The organism is Kitasatospora purpeofusca (assembly GCF_042691725.1).
GTDB classification, from domain to species: domain Bacteria; phylum Actinomycetota; class Actinomycetes; order Streptomycetales; family Streptomycetaceae; genus Kitasatospora; species Kitasatospora purpeofusca_B.
On record NZ_CP170483.1, the window covers coordinates 4,637,152 to 4,655,355 of the forward strand.

The following is an 18,204-nucleotide window of genomic DNA, read 5'->3' on the forward strand; positions in this document are numbered from 1 at the left end:
GGCCGGGGCGGGTCCTGGTGGCGGTCCGTCAGGAGAACAGCCGCTTCCAGGTGTCCGGGCCGGGGTAGCCGTCGGCCTCGGCGCCGCGCCAGCCCTGGGCCTCCTGGAAGGCCTGCACGTTGCGCCGGTCGGCGTCCGACCAGCGCGGGCCCGGGCCCTGGGTGTAGAAGCGGCCGTAGCCCTTGCGGACCAGCTGCTCGCCGAGCCGGCGCACGAAGTCGTTGTCGGCGCCCGGGCCGAACTTGTCGGCGCCCGGGAAGGCCGGCACACCGGTGCCGGGGTTCACCGGCGGGGGCGGCTGCGGGGTGCCGCCGTCGATGTCGCGGCCCTTGCCGTTGACCAGGTAGTCCCAGGTGGCCTTGCCCGGGATGCCGTCCGCCTCGCTGCCGCGCCAGCCCTGGGCGAGCTGGAAGGCCTCGGTGGCCTTGCGGTCAGCCTCGCCCCAGCGCGGGCCGGGGCCCTCGCTGTAGAACCGGCCGCCGCCGCGCTGCACCAGCAGCCGGCCGAGCTGGGTGACGGAGGCGTTGTCGGCGCCCGGGCCGAACGCGCCGGCGCCCGGGAAGGAGGTCGACGTGCTGCCGTCGTTGCCGTTCCCGCCGCTGGAGAGCCCCTTGTAGCGGTACGGGACGTAGGAGGCCGAGTTGTTCCAGTAGGCGTACGGGGTGGAGCGCTTGAGGGTGCTGGGGGAGGTCTGCTCGTAGGCCACGTAGCGGGTGCGGGTGGAGTCCGTCCAGCCGCCGAAGATCGTCACGTGCGAACCGGACTGCGGGCTGGCCGCGTTGTTGTAGACCAGGATGTCGCCGGGCTGGAGGTCGGCCTTGGTGATCCGCTCGGCGAAGTTCGGCAGGGTCCAGGTGGTCTGGCTGCTGCCCAGCCCCCAGGCCATCGAGACGAAGCCGGAGCAGTCCTGGCGGTAGCCGTCCGACCAGTACCGGCTCATGCTGTACGGGACCTTCTGGTCGACCCAGCGCTGGGCCCGTTCGATGATCTGCGCCCGGGTGACCGGCGCCGCCGCGGCGCGCGGGGCGGCGAGCGAGCGGGGGGAGGGGGACTCGCCGTAGAGGCCGCTGACCTCGCCCTGCGGCGTCTCGGTGCGGGGGACGGCCGGGCCGCCCGGGCCCGGGGTCGGCGCGGGGGCCGCGACGGCGCCGGCCGCACCGCCGCCGAGGGCGGTGCCGACGGCGGCCATCAGCACGGCGGCCCGGCGGCGGACGCTGCGGGCTGCCGCGTGTCCGCCCTCGTGCACCGGCGCGGCGCGCAGCCGGGCCCGGCGGCGGGCGCAGCAGCCCCCGCATATGCAGTCGTCGTCCGGTTCCACCTCGTCGAATTCCAGCAGGGGGGTCAGCTGGTCGGTTCGGGTCATTCTCCGCCTCTTGTCTCTTCTGGTGGGGGCGCTGCCGATCAGGCCGCTGACGGCGTGACAGCACGCTCCTTCCCAGGGGCACACCGCGTGTTATCGGGACCAAAGTCCCAAAGCGGACGCCTGTTCGGCACGGCGGATTACTCCGAACGGGTGACGGCCGTTCGGCGCCCGGGCATGGCGCCCGGGCTCAGAGAGGCGCTAGATGGGCCTCCCGCCGGGCTGATGGCCGGACGTCAGGCGACGGGGTGTCGGGTGGCCGGCGGGTCGGCGGGCGAGTGCGCGGGCGCGGTCCAGGTCAGCGGGGTGGCGTCGGCCAGTTCGACCACGCCGGTGACGGTCAGGTCGACCACCCGCTCGGCGCCCGGCAGTTCGGCGGCGGCCGGCCCGGTCCAGTCGGTCCTGGCCTCGCCGGTGATCAGCAGCGCGCCGCCGGTCTCCCAGTCCGGGACGAGCAGCCCGGCCCGGGGGTCGAGCTCCAGGTTTCCCAGCGTCATGAACATGCTGTTGCCCGGGTAGTCGGGCCAGCGCAGCCGGTCCGGTCCGAGTACGTGCAGGAAGCCCGGGTGGCCGCCGCGGTGCGAGGCGTCCATCCGGCCGTCCGGCCCGGCGGTGGCGATGAAGAAGGTGTCGGCGGTGGCCGCCAGCAGCTGCTGGGCGGTGCTGAGCGCGGAGCCGGCCGCCACCCGGCGCGGGCCGCCGGCCCCCGGGCGGTCGGCCGGGTGGCGGCGGTGGATGTACTTCGGGCAGTTGGCGTAGACCTGGTCGGCGGTGATCACCAGGCCGCCCCGGCCGTCCGGGACGGAGCGGCCGTTGACCCGCATCCGGCGCCGTCCGGCCGGGTCCAGCGCGATGGTGCCCACCTCGGCGGGGCCGGCCAGGGCGGCCGCCAGCGGGTCCTCCTCGGCCGGGCGGGCGGCCACTGCCACGGTCCGTTCGTCGGCGGCCCGCAGGAAGCCGGCCGGGCCGCTGAGCTGGGTGGCCCAGAGCCGGCCGTCGGCGTCCGCCGCGCCGGCCACCAGCACCCGGCGCTCGGTGAGGAAGCGGGCGGCCACCGCCGGGATGGTGCCGCCGACGGCGCGTCCGGAGTGGTCGGCGCGGTCGGTCCGGCCGGCCCGGTCCTGCACGGCCCGTTCGCCGGGGTGGTAGGGCCCGGGCTGCCGGGGCGTGGTGGCGGCGGTCATCGCGGGTGCCTCCCTCGGGGTGCCGGTCCTAGAAGAACCCGCAGGTCGGGGCGGAGGGGCTGGGGGCCTCGGCGCCGGCGCCGCGGACGCCCGTCGGGGTGTAGATCTCCAGCCGGATGCCGTCCGGGTCGGTGAAGAAGATCCCGCCGGAGTCGGCCCCCTCGCCGTGCGGGACGACGCCGTCGTGGGTGAAGGAGGCGCCCAGCTCGCGCAGCAGCGTCTCGGCGGCGAGGACCTCGTCGAGCGAGTCGACCTGGAAGGAGAGGTGGTGCAGGCCGGGGGCGCCGGCGGGGAAGGAGCCCTCGCTCTGCTGCCAGAGGGTCAGCACCGGGCGGCCGTCGCGGCCGAGGAAGGCGAAGGGCTGCTCCGGGTCGGTGCCCTCCTTGACCAGCTCCAGGCCGAGGGCGCGCCGGTAGAACGCGGTCGAGCGGGCCAGGTCGGTGACGTTCAGTCCCACGTGGCCGGTCTGCAGGGTGCTGCTGATGGTGCCGGACATGCCTGATCACTCCCGTGGCCAGGGCGCCCCGGGGCGCCGTGCTTAACCGTTGTGATCGACGGTAGTGGTTAGATCGGGAGCGGGTCAACCGGTACTGTCGGTTTCAATGGTTAGGTTCTTCGAGTATGGCTATGCCATGACAAGGATGTGGCGGGGGCGTGCGAGGGAGGCGGCGCGCGGGCGCCGGGCCGCGGTGCGGCTACTCCCACTCCCAGCGGATGCCGATGTGGCCCGGCTGCTGGTCCGGGGCGAGGACGTGGGCGCTGGCCGAGGCGCCGATCCAGAGCTGCTCGCGGCGGCGGTCGACGTCCGCCCCCGGGTCGCGGTCGTACCGCTCGCAGTGCACCGGCACGGTCGCCGGGTCGAAGTGGACCTGGAGCACGTACTCGCGCACCGGCGTGGCGAAGCGGCGGCTGTACTCGGTCGTCCGGGCGCCGCCGGACGGGATCTCCACCTCGTACTCGAAGACGGTGCTGTCACCGAGGCCCAGCGGGCGGTCCAGCATCACCTCGCCGACGATCAGCCCGGCCTCCGGGCGGCGGCGCACCCGGCCGAGCCGGCCGTGCCGCACGCCGGTGATCTCCGGACAGCCGGTCGCCTCCTCGTCGGCCTTGTGCACCACCAGGCAGCGGGTCACCCCGGCCACCGTGGCGCGGACCACCTGGCGCATCCGCAGCAGGTTGCCGCGCCGGTCGGCGTCCACGTAGTAGGAGTCGTGGACCGAGAGCCGCTCCAGCTCGCCGGCCGGCGGCGCGTCCAGCTCGGCGAACACGTCGGAGATGTCCGGCTCGCCCGGCCAGACGTCCTCCAGCCGCAGATGGCTGGTGCTCGCGCTGGCCGCCCAGCGGCCGCGCGGGCGCGGCGGGCCGAGCAGCGCGGACAGCGTGGAGTGCGGCAGGCCGAGCAGTTCCTCGAGCAGGTGGACGGCGCGCAGCGAGCTGGCCCGCTCGGGCTGGCTGCGTCCGCGCCGCCAGTAACTCAGGGTCGTGACACTGACCCTGACGCCCCGTTGGGCGAGTGCGGCGCGGATCCGGTCCAGGCTGAGGCCGCTGGCCTCGATCGCCACGTGCAGGGTGTCGGCGAAGCCGCCGGTGGGGCTGGGGCGTCCGGGCGTCGGGGCGGGCGACAGCGGCGGAGCGGGTGGCCGGGGGGCGGACGCCGAGGCGTCCTGGCGCGGCCCGACCAGTCTGAGTCGTGCGTCCTGGGGGTGCTGTGAGGCCATGTGGTTACCTTCCCCACCGAGCGGGTTCGGCAGACCCGGTGCGGCACCGGAACGCGCCGTCAATGGCCTCGCCGAGCTGTGGGGAACCCTATGCACGGTCGAGAGGCTACGTCATCAGTCGTGCGTATGACAGTGGTCACGGGGGGTGGACCTCCCGGTGAGCGATCTTGAAACAGTACGGAAACAGACCGCCCTTCTCCCGGGCGGGCGGCGTGATCCGGCCGCTCGACTGTCCTGTTCCGGCCAGGAACCGCCCGGGCGGGGCCGGACGTAGACTCGGGGACCGTTCGAGAGCGAGGGAGTGCCGATGACGGAGCGGACAGCAGACCCGCGGGACCCGCGCCCGCTGCTCGGAGAGCCGCCGGCGCTCGACCTGCTGAACACGCGGTGGGCCGGGACGCCGGTCAACGACCTGCTCGCCGCGCCGGACGGCCATGCGATCTGGCTCTCCTCGGCCGGGCTGGCCGGGCGGTGCGCGGCGGACGAGGCCGGGCTGGCCGCCCTGCGGGAGGCGCGCGAGGCCCTGGCGGCGGCGGTCCGCGAACTGGACGCGGGCCGGCTGCCCGGGGCCGGCGAGCTGGCCGGGCTGGACGCCGTGCTGCGGCACGGACGGGTCCGGCGGGAGGCCTCGGCGGCCGGGCCGGTGGACCGGGTCGAGGTGGACGAGCCGCACCGGCTGGCCGCCTGGCTGGTGGTGGACGACTTCCTGGGGCTGCTGGCCCAGGGGCCGCAGCGGATCAGGAAGTGCGCGCACGAGGCCTGCATCCTGCACTTCTTCGACACCTCGCAGAACGGCCGCCGCCGCTGGTGCCGGATGGCGGTGTGCGGCAACCGGGCGAAGGCGGCCCGGCACTACGAGAAGGCGAAGGGCTGACCCCGGAGCGGTCCCACCGCCCCGGGGCCGGCCCGGTGGTCAGACCTCGCCGAGCCACTCGGTGAGCGCGGCGCGCAGCTCGCCGGCGCCCGGGTCGACGGCGGCCCAGGCGGCGTAGCCGTCGGGGCGGATCAGCAGCACGGTGTCGCGCAGCTTGCCGTGCGGGTCGGCCGGGGCGGCGGTGACCAGGCGGTCCGCCCACGGGTCGGCGGCGGCCACCTCGTCATTGCTGACCAGGACGAACTTCCCGGCCCGCAGGGCCTCGTAGAGCCGCTGCGGCGCGGCCGGCCCGCCCTCGCGGGGCGGCTCCAGGCCGGTCAGCCGCAGGTCCGGGACGCGCTTGCCGACCAGCGGGTGGGCGTCCTTGGGCGCCGGGTAGGCGATGCCGATGCCGGAGATGGTGCGGGCGCCGCGCTCCACGACCAGGTCGACGTGCTCGGCGATCGAGGCGAGCGCGCCGCGCAGGGCCCGGGTGGCCGCCGACTGGGCGAGGGCGAGCCGGATCAGCGCGCCGGAGGTGCGCAGCACCGCCTTGCCGACCGGGTGCCGCTCGGTCTGGTAGGTGTCGAGCAGGGCGTCGGTGGCCCGGCCGCGGACGGCGGCGGCGAGCTTCCAGGAGAGGTTGGCGGCGTCCTGGAGGCCGGTGTTCATGCCCAGGCCGCCCGCCGGGGAGTGGCAGTGGGCCGCGTCTCCGGCCAGGAAGACCCGCCCGGAGCGGTAGTTGGGGACCTGCCGCTCGTCGCTGTGGAAGGTGGAGCTCCAGCGGACGTCGTGCAGGCCGTAGTCCTCGCCGAGGGTGTCGCGGGCGATGTCGGCGATCACCTCGAGCGGGGGCGGGGTGCCGTCGGCGAACCGCTCGGCGCGGTCCCAGGCGATGATCCGGTACCAGCCGTCGCCGAACGGCACCAGGAAGGAGAAGCCGTGCTCGTTGGCGCCGACGGTGACCGCCTCGTCGGGCTCGCGCTCCAGCCGGACGTCCGCCAGCAGCACGGAGTCGACCACCGACTCGCCGGGGAAGGGCAGCCCGAGCAGCTCGCGGACGGTGGAGTGGACGCCGTCGGCGCCGACCGCGTAGCGGGCCCGGTGGGTGGCGGCGGCGCCGTCCTCGACGGTCTCGACGGTGACGCCGTCGGCGTCCTGGCGCAGGCCGGTCACCTCGGCGCCGCGCAGGATCGTCACGCCGGCCTTCACCGCCCGGTCGTGGAGCAGCTGCTCGGTGCGGTACTGCGGGGTGATCAGGACGAAGGGGAAGCGGGTGGGGAGATCGGTGAGGTCGACCCGGAGCTTGTTGAAGAGCCGCAGGTGGCCGAGCGGGCTGCCGGTGGCGATGAGCTCGTCGGCGAGGCCGCGGGCGTCCAGGAGCTCCAGGCTGCGGGCGTGCACGCCGAAGGCCCGGGTGAGGTTGGACTCGGCGGTGCGCCGCTCCAGCAGGGTGACGCCCGCTCCGGCGGCGGCGAGGTCGCCGGCCAGCAGCAGGCCGGTCGGTCCGGCGCCGACCACGATGACGTCGGTGACGGTCTGCTTCTCGGTCATGTGTCAGCTCCCGGTGCTCGAACAGCGGCTGGACGCCGGTGGTGGCGTTTCCCCGCCTCCATCATCGCTGCCCGGGAGCGACGTTGTGAATCTCCGGCCCCCGGCGAGTGGCCGGGGACCGGAGGCGACCGGGTGACACGTCCGCAGGGCGGCTTTGACCAGTCCCGCCGGGCGTGCGACGCGAATGGTCGGGCACCCCCTAGCTGTGGCGGCGGATCTCCACGGTGCGGAACCGGTTGGCGACGAAGGCGCCGTCGCAGTACGCGGAGTTGGCGGCCGGGTTGGCGCCGGTGCCGTGCAGGTCGGAGAAGGCGGCGGTCTGGTTGGCGTACACCCCGCCGGTGAGGTTGAGCGACAGCGAGACGCCGGCGTCGAGGGCGGCCTCGACCAGGGCGGCCTCGACCTCGGGCGAGGTGGTGTAGCCGGAGGCGGTCATCGCGCCCCGGGTGCGGACGGTGTCGCGCAGCAACTCGACGGCGGCGGCGGTGCTCTCGACCGCGACGGCGAAGGAGACCGGGCCGAAGCACTCGCTGCGGTAGACCGCCCGGTCGTCCGGCTTGTCGGCGTCCAGCTTGACCAGCGCGGGGGTGCGGACCGTCGCGCCGGGGAACTCCGGGTGCTCCACCGCCCGCGGGGCGAGGGCGAGTTCGCCGTACTCGCCGCCGGCCGCGGCGGCCGAGCGCTGCAGCACGCCCGGGTTGACCACGGCGCCGAGGACGGCGGTGGCGCGGGCGTCGTCGGAGAGCAGCCCCTCGATGGCGGCGGCGAGGTCGCGGACCACCTCGTCGTAGGACTTGGCGCCCTGGTCGGTGTCGATGCCGCCGCGCGGGATCAGCAGGTTCTGCGGGGTGGTGCACATCTGGCCGCTGTACAGCGAGAGCGAGAAGGCCAGGTTGTTCAGCATCCCCCGGTAGTCGCCGGTGGAGTCGACGACCACGGTGTTGACGCCGGCCTTCTCGGTGTAGACCTCGGCCTGCCGGGCGTGCTCCTCCAGCCAGTCGCCGAAGGCGGTGGAGCCGGTGTAGTCGATCAGCCTGATCTCCGGGCGCACGGCCAGGGTGGCGGCCACGGTGCCGCCCTCGTGCTCGGCGGCCAGGCAGACCACGTTGGGGTCGAAGCCGGCCTCGGCGAGCACCTCGCGGGCGATCCGCGCGGTGAGCGCCAGCGGGAGGACGGCCCGCGGGTGCGGCTTGACCAGCACCGGGTTGCCGGTGGCCAGCGAGGCGAACAGGCCGGGGAAGCCGTTCCAGGTGGGGAAGGTGTTGCAGCCGATCAGCAGCGCCAGGCCGCGCGGGACGACGGTGAAGTCCTTGGTCATCACCAGCGGGTCGCGCTTGCCCTGCGGCTTGGTCCAGCCGGCGCTCTCGGGCAGCCGGGTCTGCTCGGTGTACGCGTAGGCGACGGCCTCCAGGCCGCGGTCCTGGGCGTGCGGGCCGCCGGCCTGGAAGGCCATCGGGTAGGCCTGGCCGGTGGTGTGCATGACGGCGTTGGCGTACTCGTGCGAGCGGGCGTTGATCCGGGCCAGGATCTCCAGGCAGACGGCGGCGCGGGCGAGCGGTCCGGCGGCGGCCCAGGCCGGGCGGGCGGCGGTCAGCGCGGCGATCAGGGCCTCCGGGCCGGCGTGCGGGTAGCCGATGCCCAGCTCCAGGCCGTACGGGGAGGCCTCGCCGCCGACCAGGTCGCCGTCGGCGGGGTGGCCGGGCAGCTCGAACGGCCGGTTCAGCAGGGACTCGAAGGCGGCCTTGCCGTCCGCGGCGGCGCTCTCGCCGTAGGCCTTGGGGAACTCGGGGTAGGGCGACCAGTAGTCGCGCTTGGCGGCGGCGTCGACGGCGGCCTCCAGGGTGGCCCGGTGGCGTTCGACGAGCTCGGCGACGTGGGGGTGGGTGACCGCTGCGGACATGGTGTGCGCTCCTCAGAGGGGAGGACGGGACACGTCACAGAGTAACCGAACGATCGGTCGGCTCAAGAGGGCGAACGGTGAACGGCGGCGGACAGGGAACGACAACGAGGGCGCGTCCGGATCGGACGCGCCCTCGGGGGTGTGTGGCAACCGGGGGTCTACGGGATGCCCAGCTCGAAGATGACGTACCCGCCGTACCAGCCGGAGGCGACCGCCCCCGTGCCGAGCACCCCGGCCAGCACCGGCCAGCTGAGTTTGCGCATCGCCACCGCGAGCGCGATCAGCAGCGGGAAGGCCGGCAGCAGGTAGCGCGAGGTGTTGCCGAAGATGCCCAGGCTGCCGAGCACCGAGACGATGGTCGCCAGGGTGTAGGCGGTCAGCACCAGCGGCGGGCGCAGCCGGATCAGCAGGATGATCAGCACCGGCAGGCTCAGCACCAGCAGCGTCGCCAGCATGTCGGCGGTGTGGTAGGCGAACGGGTAGTCGTTGCGGCCCAGCAGCACGCCGCGGATCGCGTACCAGGTGCCCTGGCCCCAGTCGAAGTAGTGCAGCCAGGCGTCCCGCTGGAGGGTGAAGTAGCCGCCCCAGTCGCCCATCCGCCAGCCCACCCAGCCGACGTAGCCGAGCAGCCCGACGGGGGCCAGCAGCATCGCGGCCAGCGGGCGCAGCACTCCGCTCTCCCGCCGGTACAGCTCCACCAGCGCGGCCAGGCCGACCGCGCCGATCAGCGCCGCCGAGGTGGGCCGGTTGAGGCCGGCGATCAGGGTGATCACCCCGGCCGCCACCCACTGCTTGGCCATCACGAAGTAGCAGGCCCAGGCGGCCAGCGCGATGAACAGCGAGTCCGAGTAGAGCGCCCACTCGGCGCCCGAGCCGGGGGCGATCGCCCACAGTCCGGCCGCGATCACGCCCGCGCGCGGACCGGCCATCCTGTCCACCACCGCGTAGATGCCGGCCGCGGCGAACAGCGAGGCGACCACCGAGATCAGCATCCCGGCGCCGTACAGGCCGAACGGGCTGATCTCCGAGACCAGCCGCATCAGGCCCGGGTAGAGCGGGAAGAAGGCCGCCGAGTTCTGCTCGATGGTGAATCCGGGGGTGCCGCCCGGCACCGGCACCAGCGCCGGGTGGTAGCCGAACTGGGCGACCTGCTGGTACCACCAGCCGTCCCAGCTGGCGGGCACGTCCCAGGGGTTGGCACCGCCGCCGAACCGGGGGTGCTTCTCGAGGTAGTCCCCGGAGAAGGAGAGCAGTTTCATGAAGACGGTGAAGCCGACCAGCTTCAGGACGGCGTAGCACCACACGGCCGGACCGAAGCGCAGGACCAGCTCACGAGCGCGTTCGCGCCAGTCGGCCGCGGCCTCGGCCGCCGATTCGCCGTGGCGCTGTTCGGGCAGATCGGATTCGACTGCCGGTATTGCGCTCATGCGACTTCCCCACCTGCTCGCTCATGGACGGATCGTCCGCCGAGTCTAGGGTCTGCCGCCGGGCTTTGGTGTGGACCAGGGCACCCGGGCGCCGCCGTACCGGGGAGGGCGGGGATACTCGGAGGATGGCCGATCACACCACGCGTACCGCCTACACCGTGGAGTCCCTGCTCGCGGTGACCGTCGACGTCTTCAACGAGCGCGGCTACGACGGCACCTCGATGGAGGACCTGTCGCGTGCGGCCGGGATCTCCAAGTCGTCGATCTACCACCATGTGCGCGGCAAGGAGGAGCTGCTGCGGCTCGCCGTCGGGCGGGCGCTGGACGGGCTGTTCGCGATCCTGGCGGAGCCGGACGCGCTGGACGGCTCGGCGGTGGAGCGGCTGGAGCACGTCGTGCGGCGGACCGCCGAGGTGCTGCTGGCGGAGCTGCCCTACGTCACCCTGCTGCTGCGGGTGCGCGGCAACACGGCCACCGAGCAGTGGGCGCTGGAGCGCCGCCGGGAGTTCGACCACCAGGTGGCCGAGCTGCTGCGGGCCGCGGTGGCGGACGGCGCGCTGCGGGCGGACGTCGAACCGCGGCTGGCCACCCGGCTGCTCTTCGGCATGATCAACTCGATCGTGGAGTGGTACCGGCCGGGCCTCAAGGCCGCCGACGGGGTCGCCGACGCGGTGGTCCACCTGGCCTTCGACGGCCTGCGGGCCCGCTAGTCGGGGGGTACCTGGTCGGTCTCCTCGAAGACCAGCATGGTGCGGGTGCCGAGGACCTGGGGGATGGACTGGATGCTGCCCAGCACCAGCTCCCGCAGGGCGCGGTTGTCGGCGGTGTGCACCAGCAGCAGGACGTCGAAGTCGCCGCCGACGAGGGCGATGTGCGCGACCCCGGGCAGGGCCAGCAGCTGCTCGCGCACGGTGCGCCAGGAGTTCTGCACGATCTTCAGGGTGATGTAGGCGGAAGCCCCCTGACCTGCCCGTTCGTGATCCACCCGGGCGGTGAAGCCGCGAATGACGCCGTCCTCGACCATCCTGGATATCCGGGCGTACGCGTTCGCCCGGGACACGTGCACCCGCTCGGCCACCGAGCGGATCGAGGCGCGACCGTCCTGCTGCAGCAGCCGCAGGATCGCCCGGTCGACCCGGTCGAGTCTGGACGTCTGTTCAGCCGACATGTCCCCCCACCCCCACGGATTGGACGCACTGCCACCAGTCGACCGCCACCCGGGCCGATTGTCCACCACCTTCGCACGCTTCTGGTCAAGATGAACAGACGACCGAACAATCGGTAGGGAGCCCCCGCCACCCCTGGAGGTGCCCGAGATGACCGTTCTCGACCACAGACACCACACGGCGGTACCCGGTTGGCTGCCCGGGGCCACCGCCCCCCGCACCGACCCGGCACCGCTGCTCCCGGACCCCGCTCCGGTCCGCGTCCTCGGTACTCCCGCGCTGGAGAAGTACGACCCCGACCTGCTGCGCGAGCTGTACCGCCGCCTGGTCGTCGGCCGCCGGTACAACCAGCAGGCCACCACCCTCACCAAGCAGGGCCGGCTCGCCGTCTACCCGGCCTCGACCGGGCAGGAGGCCTGCCAGGTCGCCGCCGCGCTGGTGCTCGGCGAGCGCGACTGGCTGTTCCCCAGCTACCGCGACACCCTGGCCGTCGTCTCGCGCGGGGTGGACCCGCTGGAGGCGCTCACCCTGCTGCGCGGCAACGCCCACACCGGCTACGACCCGCGGGCCAGCCGGACCGCCCCGCTCTGCACCCCGCTGGCCACCCAGGGCCCGCACGCCGTCGGGCTGGCGCACGCCGCCCGGCTGAGCGGCGAGGCGGTGGTCGCGCTGGCGATGCTCGGCGACGGCGGCACCAGCGAGGGCGACTTCCACGAGGCGCTGAACTTCGCCGCCGTGCTGCGGGCCCCGGTGGTCTTCCTGGTCCAGAACAACGGCTACGCCATCTCCGTCCCGCTCAGCGCGCAGTCCGCCGCCCCGACGCTGGCCCACAAGGCCGTCGGCTACGGGATGCCCGGCCGGCTGGTGGACGGCAACGACGCGCCCGCCGTGCACGGCGTGCTGGCCGAGGCCGTCGAGCGGGCCCGGACCGGCGGCGGCCCGACCCTGGTGGAGGCGCTGACCTACCGGGCCGAGGCGCACACCAACGCCGACGACGCCACCCGTTACCGGACCGAGGCCGAGGTGGCGGCCTGGCGCGAGCACGACCCGATCCTGCTGATGGAGCGCGCGCTGCGCGGGCTCGGGGTGCTGGACGACGCCCTGGTGCAGGAGGCGGCCGACGAGGCGGAGGCGCTCGCCGCCCGGATGCGCGCCGAGTTCCACGCCGACCCGGAGCTCGACCCGATGTCCCTGTTCGCCCATGTGTACGCCGAGCCGACCCCGCAGCTGCGCGAGCAGGCGGCGCGGCTGGCCGAGGAGCTGGCCGCCGAGGCCGAGGTGCAGCACTGATGACGACGGCCTCTTCCCCCACCGCCGCCGGCGCGCGCACCGCGAGCATGGCGCAGGCGCTCAACTCGGCGCTGCGCGACGCCATGCGCGAGGACCCGACGGTGCACGTGCTCGGCGAGGACGTCGGCGCGCTCGGCGGCGTCTTCCGGATCACCGACGGGCTGACCGCCGAGTTCGGCCCGGACCGCTGCCTGGACACCCCGCTGGCCGAGGCGGGCATCCTCGGCACCGCCGTCGGCATGGCGATGTACGGGCTGCGGCCGGTGGTGGAGATGCAGTTCGACGCCTTCGCCTACCCGGCGCTGGAGCAGTTGTTCTCGCACGTCGCCAAGATGCGCAACCGCACGGCCGGCCGGCTGCCGCTGCCGATCACCGTCCGGATCCCGTACGGCGGCGGCATCGGCGGCGTCGAGCACCACAGCGACGCCTCCGAGGCGTACTACGCCTCGACCCCGGGTCTGCACGTGGTCACCCCCGCGACGGTGGCCGACGCGTACGGGCTGCTGCGGGCCTCGATCGCCTCCGAGGACCCGGTGGTCTTCCTGGAGCCCAAGCGGATGTACTGGGGCAAGGCGGAGTTCGATCCGGCCGCCCCGGTGGAGCCGGTCGGGCGGGCCGTGCTGCGGCGCACCGGCACCTCGGCGGTGCTGATCACCTACGGCCCCTCGCTGCCGGTCTGCCTGGAGGCGGCCGAGGTGGCGAAGGCCGAGGGGTGGGACCTCGCGGTGCTGGACCTGCGCACCCTGGTGCCGTTCGACGACGAGACGGTCTGCCGGGTGGTGCGCTCGCTCGGCCGGGCCGTGGTGGTGCACGAGGCCGGCGGCTTCGGCGGCACCGGCGCGGAGATCGCCGCCCGGGTCACCGAGCGCTGCTTCCACCACCTGGCCGCGCCCGTGCTGCGGGTCACCGGCTTCGACATCCCGTACCCGCCGCCGATGCTGGAGCACCACCACCTGCCCGGGGTGGACCGGATCCTGGACGCGGTCGCCCGGCTCCAGTGGGAGGACTGAGGATGATGCCCGTCGTGCGCGAGTTCACCCTGCCCGACCTCGGTGAGGGGCTCACCGGGGCGGAGGTGGTGCGCTGGCTGGTCGAGGTCGGCGAGGTGATCGCGGTCGACCAGCCGGTGGTGGAGGTGGAGACCGCCAAGGCCGTGGTCGAGGTGCCCTGCCCGTACGGCGGGGTGGTGACCGCGCTGTTCGGCGAGGTGGGCCAGGAGGTCGCGGTCGGCGCGCCGCTGGTGACGGTCGCGGTGTCGCCGGGCGAGGGCGGGAAGCCGCTCGCGGCGGCGGCGGTGGCCGCGAGGTCGGCGCAGCCCGCGGCGGAGGTGGAGCGGCCGCTGGTCGGGTACGGGGTCGCCGAGCCGGGGCGCAGCGGGCGGCGGCGCCGGGTCGGGGGCGCGGCCGCTCCCGTCGCCGCGGCGGCCGTGCGGGTTGCGGTGGCCGTGCGGGCGCAGGGCGTGCCGGCGGTGATCTCGCCGCTGGTGCGCCGGCTGGCCCGGGAGCAGGGGGTCGACCTGGCGGCGGTCACCGGCAGCGGGCGGGAGGGCCTGATCATGCGGGCGGACGTCGAACGGGCGGTCGCGGCGAAGGTCTCCGGCCCGGTCGGCGCGTCGGCCGGCGCGCCGGTGCCGTCGGTGCCCTCGGCGCCGGCCGTCGTCGGGGAGGTCGTCCCGCTACGCGGGCTGCGCAAGGCGGTGGCCGAGAAGCTCGGCCGCAGCCACCGGGAGATCCCCGCCGCGACCTGCTGGGTGGACGCCGATGCCACCGAACTGATGGCGCTGCGGCGGCAGTTGAACGCCGCACCGGGGCCGAAGGTGAGCGTGCTCGCACTGCTCGCCCGGATCTGCACCGTCGCACTGGAGCGCTTCCCCGAACTCAACTCCAGTGTGACCGAGGACGGTTCGGGCATCCTGCGGCACCCGGCGGTGCACCTGGGCTTCGCGGCGCAGGGCGAGCGCGGGCTCGTCGTCCCGGTGGTGCGGGACGCTCAGCGCCTGACCACCGAGCAACTCGGCGTCGAGCTGGGCCGGTTGACCGAGGCGGCGCGGACCGGGTCGATCGCCCCGGCCGAGCTGACCGGCGGCACGTTCACCCTGAACAACTACGGGGTGTTCGGGGTGGACGGCTCCACCCCGATCCTCAACCACCCGGAGGCGGCGATGCTCGGCGTCGGCCGGATCGTCGCCAAACCCTGGGTCCACCAGGGGGAGTTGGCGGTGCGCGAGGTCACCCAGCTGTCGTTCACCTTCGACCACCGGGTCTGCGACGGCGGCACCGCGGGCGGGTTCCTGCGGTTCGTGGCGGACTGTGTCGAGCAGCCGGGCATGCTGCTGCGGCGGCTCTAGGGCGCGCCGGAGCAGGGTCGCCCTGGGTGGTGGAGCCGCCACCCAGGGCGACGCGGAACGGGTGAGAGTAGCGCGTCCCGGGGGCGGGTGTCCGGGCTTCGCGCGATTCGTCGGATGAGCAGTCCGGGCGTGTCACGCTTCCTGGGCGTCAGCAGAGACAAGCCAGGTGGTGGCGAAGGCCGGCCGGAGGCGAAACGATTCTCTTGGGTACTCGAAACGTTGCGGTGAAGTCCCGCAGAACACTCCTGGTCCGGACCGGTCACGGCTCGGCGGCGGCCTCGGCCGTCCCCGGTCTGCCGGCCGCCGCTCCGGACACCGCGCAGGCCGTCCGGCCGGTGCCGCCGGTGCCGTTGGACCCGCCGGACCTGCCGCCGGCCGTGCCGCCGCGGCCGGTCGACCCGCCCGCGGTCCCGGCGCCGAGCCGCCCGGAGGCCGCCGCGCCGGGGCCCGTGCCCGAGCCGCTGTTCACCAGCGCCCCCGGCCTCAACTGGGCCGTTCCGGCCCTCGCCCCGGCGCCGCCCGCGCCGGACCCGCGCGCGGCGGCCGAACTGCCGCCCACCGCCCGGGACCTCGAACTGATCCGGGCCAGCCTGGCCGTGGTCGAGCCGGTCGCCGACCGGGCCACCGCGCACTTCTACGCGCTGATCTTCCTCGGCCACCCCGAGATCCGGGCGCTCTTCCCGGCCGCCATGGACGTCCAGCGTGACCGCCTCTTCCGTGCCCTGCTGATGGCCGCCCGCGGCGCCGGCGATCCGGAGGGCCTGCGCGCGTACCTGCGGGCGCTGGGCTGCGTCCACCGCCGGTACGGCACCCTGACCGGCCACTACGGTCCGGTCGGCGAGTGCCTGGTGGCGGCGCTGGCCAGGTACGCGGGCAGCCGGTGGACCGCCGAGACGGAGCTTGCCTGGCGCCGGGTCTACCGGCTGATCTCCACGATCATGATCGAGGCCGCCGAGGAGGACGCCCGCACCTCGCCGCCCTGGTGGCAGGGCGAGGTGGTCGCGCACGAGCGCCGAACCCCGGACGTCGCGGTGCTCACCGTCCGCCCCGATCAGGCCTACCCGTACCGGGCCGGGCAGTACACGAGCCTGGAGACGCCCTGGTGGCCGCGGGTCTGGCGGCACTTCTCGTTCGCCTCGGCGCCCCGGCCGGACGGTCTGCTGACCTTCCACGTCAAGGCGGTGCAGGCGGGCTGGGTGAGCAACGCGCTGGTGCACCGGGCCGCGCCCGGGGACGTGCTGCGGCTCGGTCCGGCGGCCGGCGGGATGACCCTGGACCACGCCGAGGGCGCGGACCTGCTGCTGGTGGGCGGCGGTACCGGGATCGCGCCGCTGCGGGCGCTGGTCGAGGAGGCGCTGGGGCACGGCGCGGCGGGCCGCTCGGTGGAGGTGTTCTACGGCGCCCGGCGCGCCGAGGAGCTCTACGAGCTGGCCGGGTTGCGGGAGTTGGCGCGGGGATGCGGCCGGCTGTCCGTCCGGCCGGTGCTGTCCGGTCCCGGGGCCGGCCCGGCCGGGGCGGCGGCCGGCCTGCTGACGGGCGGACTCCCGGAGGCGGTGGCCCGGTCCGGGCCGTGGACCGGGCGGACGGCCTACCTCGCGGGGCCGCCCGCGATGGTCCGGCGGACCAGCGGGATCCTGCTGCGGGCCGGTGTGCCGGCGGAGCGGATCCGGCACGACCTGGCCGCGCGGTGAGCGGGCCCCGGGCGCCGGGGCGGGTCGGACGTCAGCCGAGGTCGGGCGCGAGCAGCGCGCGGATGCCCTCGACGTTGGCGGCCAGGTACGCCCGCAGGCTCGGCGGCACCACGTTGACCGAGGTGACGCCCTCGCGGGTGAACGGCACCCGGACCACCTCGTAGCCGCCGTTGGGCTCGTCGACCTCGGGGCCGTGCCGGCGGTCGAGGTCCATCGAGGCGAGCCGGCAGACGAAGAAGTGCTGCACCTTGACCCCGTGCGGGTGGAGCAGGGTGCCGTCGGGGTGGTGGGTGTGGCTGATGGTGTCCACGAAGGCGGGGACCACGTCGACCACCTTGCCGCCGAGTTCTTCGTCCACCTCGCGGTGCAGTGCGTCCACCACCGTGCGGTCGCCGCGCTCGACGCCGCCGCCGGGGGTGATCCAGTACGGATGGGGGGAGCCGGGGCGGGTGCGCTTGATCAGCACGAGCGAGGCCGGTCCGTACGGGTCGTTCGGGTCGACCTCCAGCAGGATCGCCCGGGCGGTGCGCTTGACGACGGGGCGGGGCGGGGTGCGCATGGCGACCTCCGGGGCTGGAGCGTTGTGCGGGAGTCTCCCGCGACCCGGCGTGCCCGAAACGCGGCCCGCCGACGGGTGCGTCCGGCCGTGGCGGATTCGTAGCGGCGATAGATCTTGGATAGCGAAGATGAACGTTGAACAGCTCTTCGAAAGCCAGATTTTACTCTTGAATGACCTTTGATTCGAAGGATTTTACCGAGTGAACCGTGTCAGAGTCATTGCAGCCGCGCCGCGCCTGTGCTGCAATGGGCGACTATCGGGCAAATCGGAGTGATTCACTCCGGATGTCCTTCTCTGCAATGACTCGGGCTGGGGGCTGGCTGTGGCCATGGATCGGATCGCAGAGCGTACCGCGCCGCCGACGCGGCCGGCGCGCACTTCGCGCAAGGAACGGCAGCCCACCCTGATCTCCTCCGTCCAGCGGGCGCTGCGCCTGCTGGAGGCCGTCGGCGGCTTCCGCCACGGGGCCACCGCCAAGCAGCTCGCCCGCGCCGCCGGCCTCCCGCTCGGCACCGCGTACCACCTGCTGCGGACCCTGGCCCACGAGGGTTACCTGCGGCGGGCCGACGGCCGCTTCTTCTACGGCGACTCGGTCGACGGCATCGTCCGGGCCGACGACCGGCAGACCGAACGGCACGGGCTGCGGGTGCGGATGGAGAGGTTAAGCGACGAACTCGGCGCGGCCGTCTACTTCGCCCTCTACCAGGACGGCGAGGTCACCGTGGTGGACACCGTCGACGGCGCCCACCAGCCGGCCGTCGAACCGTGGGCCGACTTCCGGGCCACCGCCCACGCCCACGCGATCGGCCAGTGCCTGCTGAGCCAGCTCCCCGAGGAGGCCCGGCGCGACCACCTCGCGCGCCACCCCCCGGTGGGGCTCACCCCGGCCACGCTCGTCGACGAGTCGGCCGTCCTGCGCCGGATCGCCGGAGTGCGGCACACCATGCCGGTGGTCGAGCGCCAGGAGTACGCGATCGGCACCGTCTGCGCGGCCGTGCCGATCACCGTGGGCTCGGTGGTCGCCACCATGGCGGTCTCGCTGCCGGTCGAGCAGGCCGACCGGCTCGCCACGGTCGCGGGCCAACTGCGGCGCGGCGTCGGTGCGATGACGCCGTCGTTCGTACTCTGACCGACCCGCCGCACCCGGCCGGTCCG

Annotated in this window: 16 protein-coding genes; 7 read left to right on the forward strand and 9 right to left on the reverse strand. The window is 74.5% G+C overall.

Annotation, left to right across the window (positions count from 1 at the left end):
• Nucleotides 1-28: 28 nt before the first annotated feature.
• The 4 genes from ACFCLZ_RS19575 to ACFCLZ_RS19590 all read right to left on the reverse strand — a co-directional run bounded on the left by ACFCLZ_RS19575 (nucleotide 29) and on the right by ACFCLZ_RS19590 (nucleotide 4,262).
• Nucleotides 29-1,363 (reverse strand): peptidoglycan-binding protein, encoded by a 1,335-nt coding sequence (locus tag ACFCLZ_RS19575; protein WP_380277690.1) that lies wholly within the window; start codon nucleotides 1,361-1,363, stop codon nucleotides 29-31.
• Between the two features lie 233 nt (nucleotides 1,364-1,596).
• Nucleotides 1,597-2,544 (reverse strand): pyridoxamine 5'-phosphate oxidase family protein, encoded by a 948-nt coding sequence (locus tag ACFCLZ_RS19580; protein WP_380277692.1) that lies wholly within the window; start codon nucleotides 2,542-2,544, stop codon nucleotides 1,597-1,599.
• A gap of 28 nt (nucleotides 2,545-2,572) precedes the next feature.
• On the reverse strand, nucleotides 2,573-3,040 hold the full coding sequence (locus ACFCLZ_RS19585) for a VOC family protein (protein WP_380277694.1): 468 nt from the start codon (nucleotides 3,038-3,040) through the stop codon (nucleotides 2,573-2,575).
• A gap of 199 nt (nucleotides 3,041-3,239) precedes the next feature.
• A complete protein-coding gene (locus ACFCLZ_RS19590) occupies nucleotides 3,240-4,262 on the reverse strand; it encodes an XRE family transcriptional regulator (protein WP_380277696.1) in 1,023 nt (340 codons plus the stop codon).
• Nucleotides 4,263-4,569: 307 nt separating this feature from the next.
• Here ACFCLZ_RS19590 and ACFCLZ_RS19595 point away from each other — a divergent pair, with 307 nt between their 5' ends.
• A complete protein-coding gene (locus tag ACFCLZ_RS19595) occupies nucleotides 4,570-5,136 on the forward strand; it encodes a CGNR zinc finger domain-containing protein (protein ID WP_380277697.1) in 567 nt (188 codons plus the stop codon).
• A 39-nt stretch (nucleotides 5,137-5,175) separates the two neighbouring features.
• On the opposite strand, the gene ACFCLZ_RS19600 is transcribed toward ACFCLZ_RS19595, so the two are convergent.
• From ACFCLZ_RS19600 to ACFCLZ_RS19610, 3 genes are all read right to left on the reverse strand, one after another.
• Complete coding sequence (locus tag ACFCLZ_RS19600; protein WP_380277699.1) at nucleotides 5,176-6,669, reverse strand: FAD-dependent monooxygenase; 1,494 nt, start codon at nucleotides 6,667-6,669, stop codon at nucleotides 5,176-5,178.
• A 199-nt stretch (nucleotides 6,670-6,868) separates the two neighbouring features.
• On the reverse strand, nucleotides 6,869-8,569 hold the full coding sequence (gene paaN, locus ACFCLZ_RS19605) for a phenylacetic acid degradation protein PaaN (RefSeq protein WP_380277701.1): 1,701 nt from the start codon (nucleotides 8,567-8,569) through the stop codon (nucleotides 6,869-6,871).
• A gap of 158 nt (nucleotides 8,570-8,727) precedes the next feature.
• Complete coding sequence (locus ACFCLZ_RS19610) at nucleotides 8,728-9,996, reverse strand: hypothetical protein (protein ID WP_380277703.1); 1,269 nt, start codon at nucleotides 9,994-9,996, stop codon at nucleotides 8,728-8,730.
• 125 nt (nucleotides 9,997-10,121) lie between these two features.
• On the opposite strand from ACFCLZ_RS19610, the gene ACFCLZ_RS19615 reads away from it, so the two are divergent.
• Nucleotides 10,122-10,706, forward strand: a complete 585-nt coding sequence (locus tag ACFCLZ_RS19615) for a TetR/AcrR family transcriptional regulator (protein WP_380277705.1) — start codon at nucleotides 10,122-10,124, stop codon at nucleotides 10,704-10,706.
• On the opposite strand, the gene ACFCLZ_RS19620 is transcribed toward ACFCLZ_RS19615, so the two are convergent.
• Nucleotides 10,703-11,164, reverse strand: coding sequence for an Lrp/AsnC family transcriptional regulator (locus ACFCLZ_RS19620; protein WP_380277707.1), 462 nt, complete (start codon nucleotides 11,162-11,164; stop codon nucleotides 10,703-10,705). The two genes, ACFCLZ_RS19615 and ACFCLZ_RS19620, sit on opposite strands and share 4 nt — an antisense overlap.
• Nucleotides 11,165-11,312: 148 nt before the next feature.
• On the opposite strand from ACFCLZ_RS19620, the gene pdhA reads away from it, so the two are divergent.
• From pdhA to ACFCLZ_RS19640, 4 genes are all read left to right on the forward strand, one after another.
• Nucleotides 11,313-12,452 (forward strand): pyruvate dehydrogenase (acetyl-transferring) E1 component subunit alpha, encoded by a 1,140-nt coding sequence (pdhA, locus tag ACFCLZ_RS19625; protein WP_380277709.1) that lies wholly within the window; start codon nucleotides 11,313-11,315, stop codon nucleotides 12,450-12,452.
• The gene (locus ACFCLZ_RS19630) at nucleotides 12,452-13,462 is read left to right on the forward strand and encodes an alpha-ketoacid dehydrogenase subunit beta (protein ID WP_380277711.1); all 1,011 of its coding nucleotides are present in this window, start codon (nucleotides 12,452-12,454) and stop codon (nucleotides 13,460-13,462) included. Before pdhA ends, ACFCLZ_RS19630 begins: the two co-directional genes overlap by 1 nt.
• 5 nt (nucleotides 13,463-13,467) lie before the next feature.
• The gene (locus ACFCLZ_RS19635; RefSeq protein WP_380286223.1) at nucleotides 13,468-14,799 is read left to right on the forward strand and encodes a dihydrolipoamide acetyltransferase family protein; all 1,332 of its coding nucleotides are present in this window, start codon (nucleotides 13,468-13,470) and stop codon (nucleotides 14,797-14,799) included.
• Nucleotides 14,800-15,023: 224 nt separating this feature from the next.
• Complete coding sequence (locus tag ACFCLZ_RS19640; RefSeq protein WP_380277713.1) at nucleotides 15,024-16,490, forward strand: globin domain-containing protein; 1,467 nt, start codon at nucleotides 15,024-15,026, stop codon at nucleotides 16,488-16,490.
• Nucleotides 16,491-16,521: 31 nt separating this feature from the next.
• On the opposite strand, the gene ACFCLZ_RS19645 is transcribed toward ACFCLZ_RS19640, so the two are convergent.
• Nucleotides 16,522-17,049: an NUDIX domain-containing protein gene (locus tag ACFCLZ_RS19645; RefSeq protein ID WP_380277714.1), complete on the reverse strand. Its 528-nt coding sequence runs from the start codon at nucleotides 17,047-17,049 to the stop codon at nucleotides 16,522-16,524.
• 328 nt (nucleotides 17,050-17,377) lie between these two features.
• On the opposite strand from ACFCLZ_RS19645, the gene ACFCLZ_RS19650 reads away from it, so the two are divergent.
• On the forward strand, nucleotides 17,378-18,178 hold the full coding sequence (locus ACFCLZ_RS19650; protein ID WP_380277716.1) for an IclR family transcriptional regulator: 801 nt from the start codon (nucleotides 17,378-17,380) through the stop codon (nucleotides 18,176-18,178).
• Nucleotides 18,179-18,204: the final 26 nt, after the last annotated feature.

Bases quoted from the DNA above. Each gene is read 5' to 3' on its own strand.
- ACFCLZ_RS19575 (WP_380277690.1), bottom strand. From the start codon at position 1,363: ATGACCCGAACCGACCAGCTGACCCCCCTGCTGGAATTCGACGAGGTG.
- ACFCLZ_RS19580 (WP_380277692.1), bottom strand. From the start codon at position 2,544: ATGACCGCCGCCACCACGCCCCGGCAGCCCGGGCCCTACCACCCCGGC.
- ACFCLZ_RS19585 (WP_380277694.1), bottom strand. From the start codon at position 3,040: ATGTCCGGCACCATCAGCAGCACCCTGCAGACCGGCCACGTGGGACTG.
- ACFCLZ_RS19590 (WP_380277696.1), bottom strand. From the start codon at position 4,262: ATGGCCTCACAGCACCCCCAGGACGCACGACTCAGACTGGTCGGGCCG.
- ACFCLZ_RS19595 (WP_380277697.1), top strand. From the start codon at position 4,570: ATGACGGAGCGGACAGCAGACCCGCGGGACCCGCGCCCGCTGCTCGGA.
- ACFCLZ_RS19600 (WP_380277699.1), bottom strand. From the start codon at position 6,669: ATGACCGAGAAGCAGACCGTCACCGACGTCATCGTGGTCGGCGCCGGA.
- paaN (WP_380277701.1), bottom strand. From the start codon at position 8,569: ATGTCCGCAGCGGTCACCCACCCCCACGTCGCCGAGCTCGTCGAACGC.
- ACFCLZ_RS19610 (WP_380277703.1), bottom strand. From the start codon at position 9,996: ATGAGCGCAATACCGGCAGTCGAATCCGATCTGCCCGAACAGCGCCAC.
- ACFCLZ_RS19615 (WP_380277705.1), top strand. From the start codon at position 10,122: ATGGCCGATCACACCACGCGTACCGCCTACACCGTGGAGTCCCTGCTC.
- ACFCLZ_RS19620 (WP_380277707.1), bottom strand. From the start codon at position 11,164: ATGTCGGCTGAACAGACGTCCAGACTCGACCGGGTCGACCGGGCGATC.
- pdhA (WP_380277709.1), top strand. From the start codon at position 11,313: ATGACCGTTCTCGACCACAGACACCACACGGCGGTACCCGGTTGGCTG.
- ACFCLZ_RS19630 (WP_380277711.1), top strand. From the start codon at position 12,452: ATGACGACGGCCTCTTCCCCCACCGCCGCCGGCGCGCGCACCGCGAGC.
- ACFCLZ_RS19635 (WP_380286223.1), top strand. From the start codon at position 13,468: ATGCCCGTCGTGCGCGAGTTCACCCTGCCCGACCTCGGTGAGGGGCTC.
- ACFCLZ_RS19645 (WP_380277714.1), bottom strand. From the start codon at position 17,049: ATGCGCACCCCGCCCCGCCCCGTCGTCAAGCGCACCGCCCGGGCGATC.
- ACFCLZ_RS19650 (WP_380277716.1), top strand. From the start codon at position 17,378: ATGGATCGGATCGCAGAGCGTACCGCGCCGCCGACGCGGCCGGCGCGC.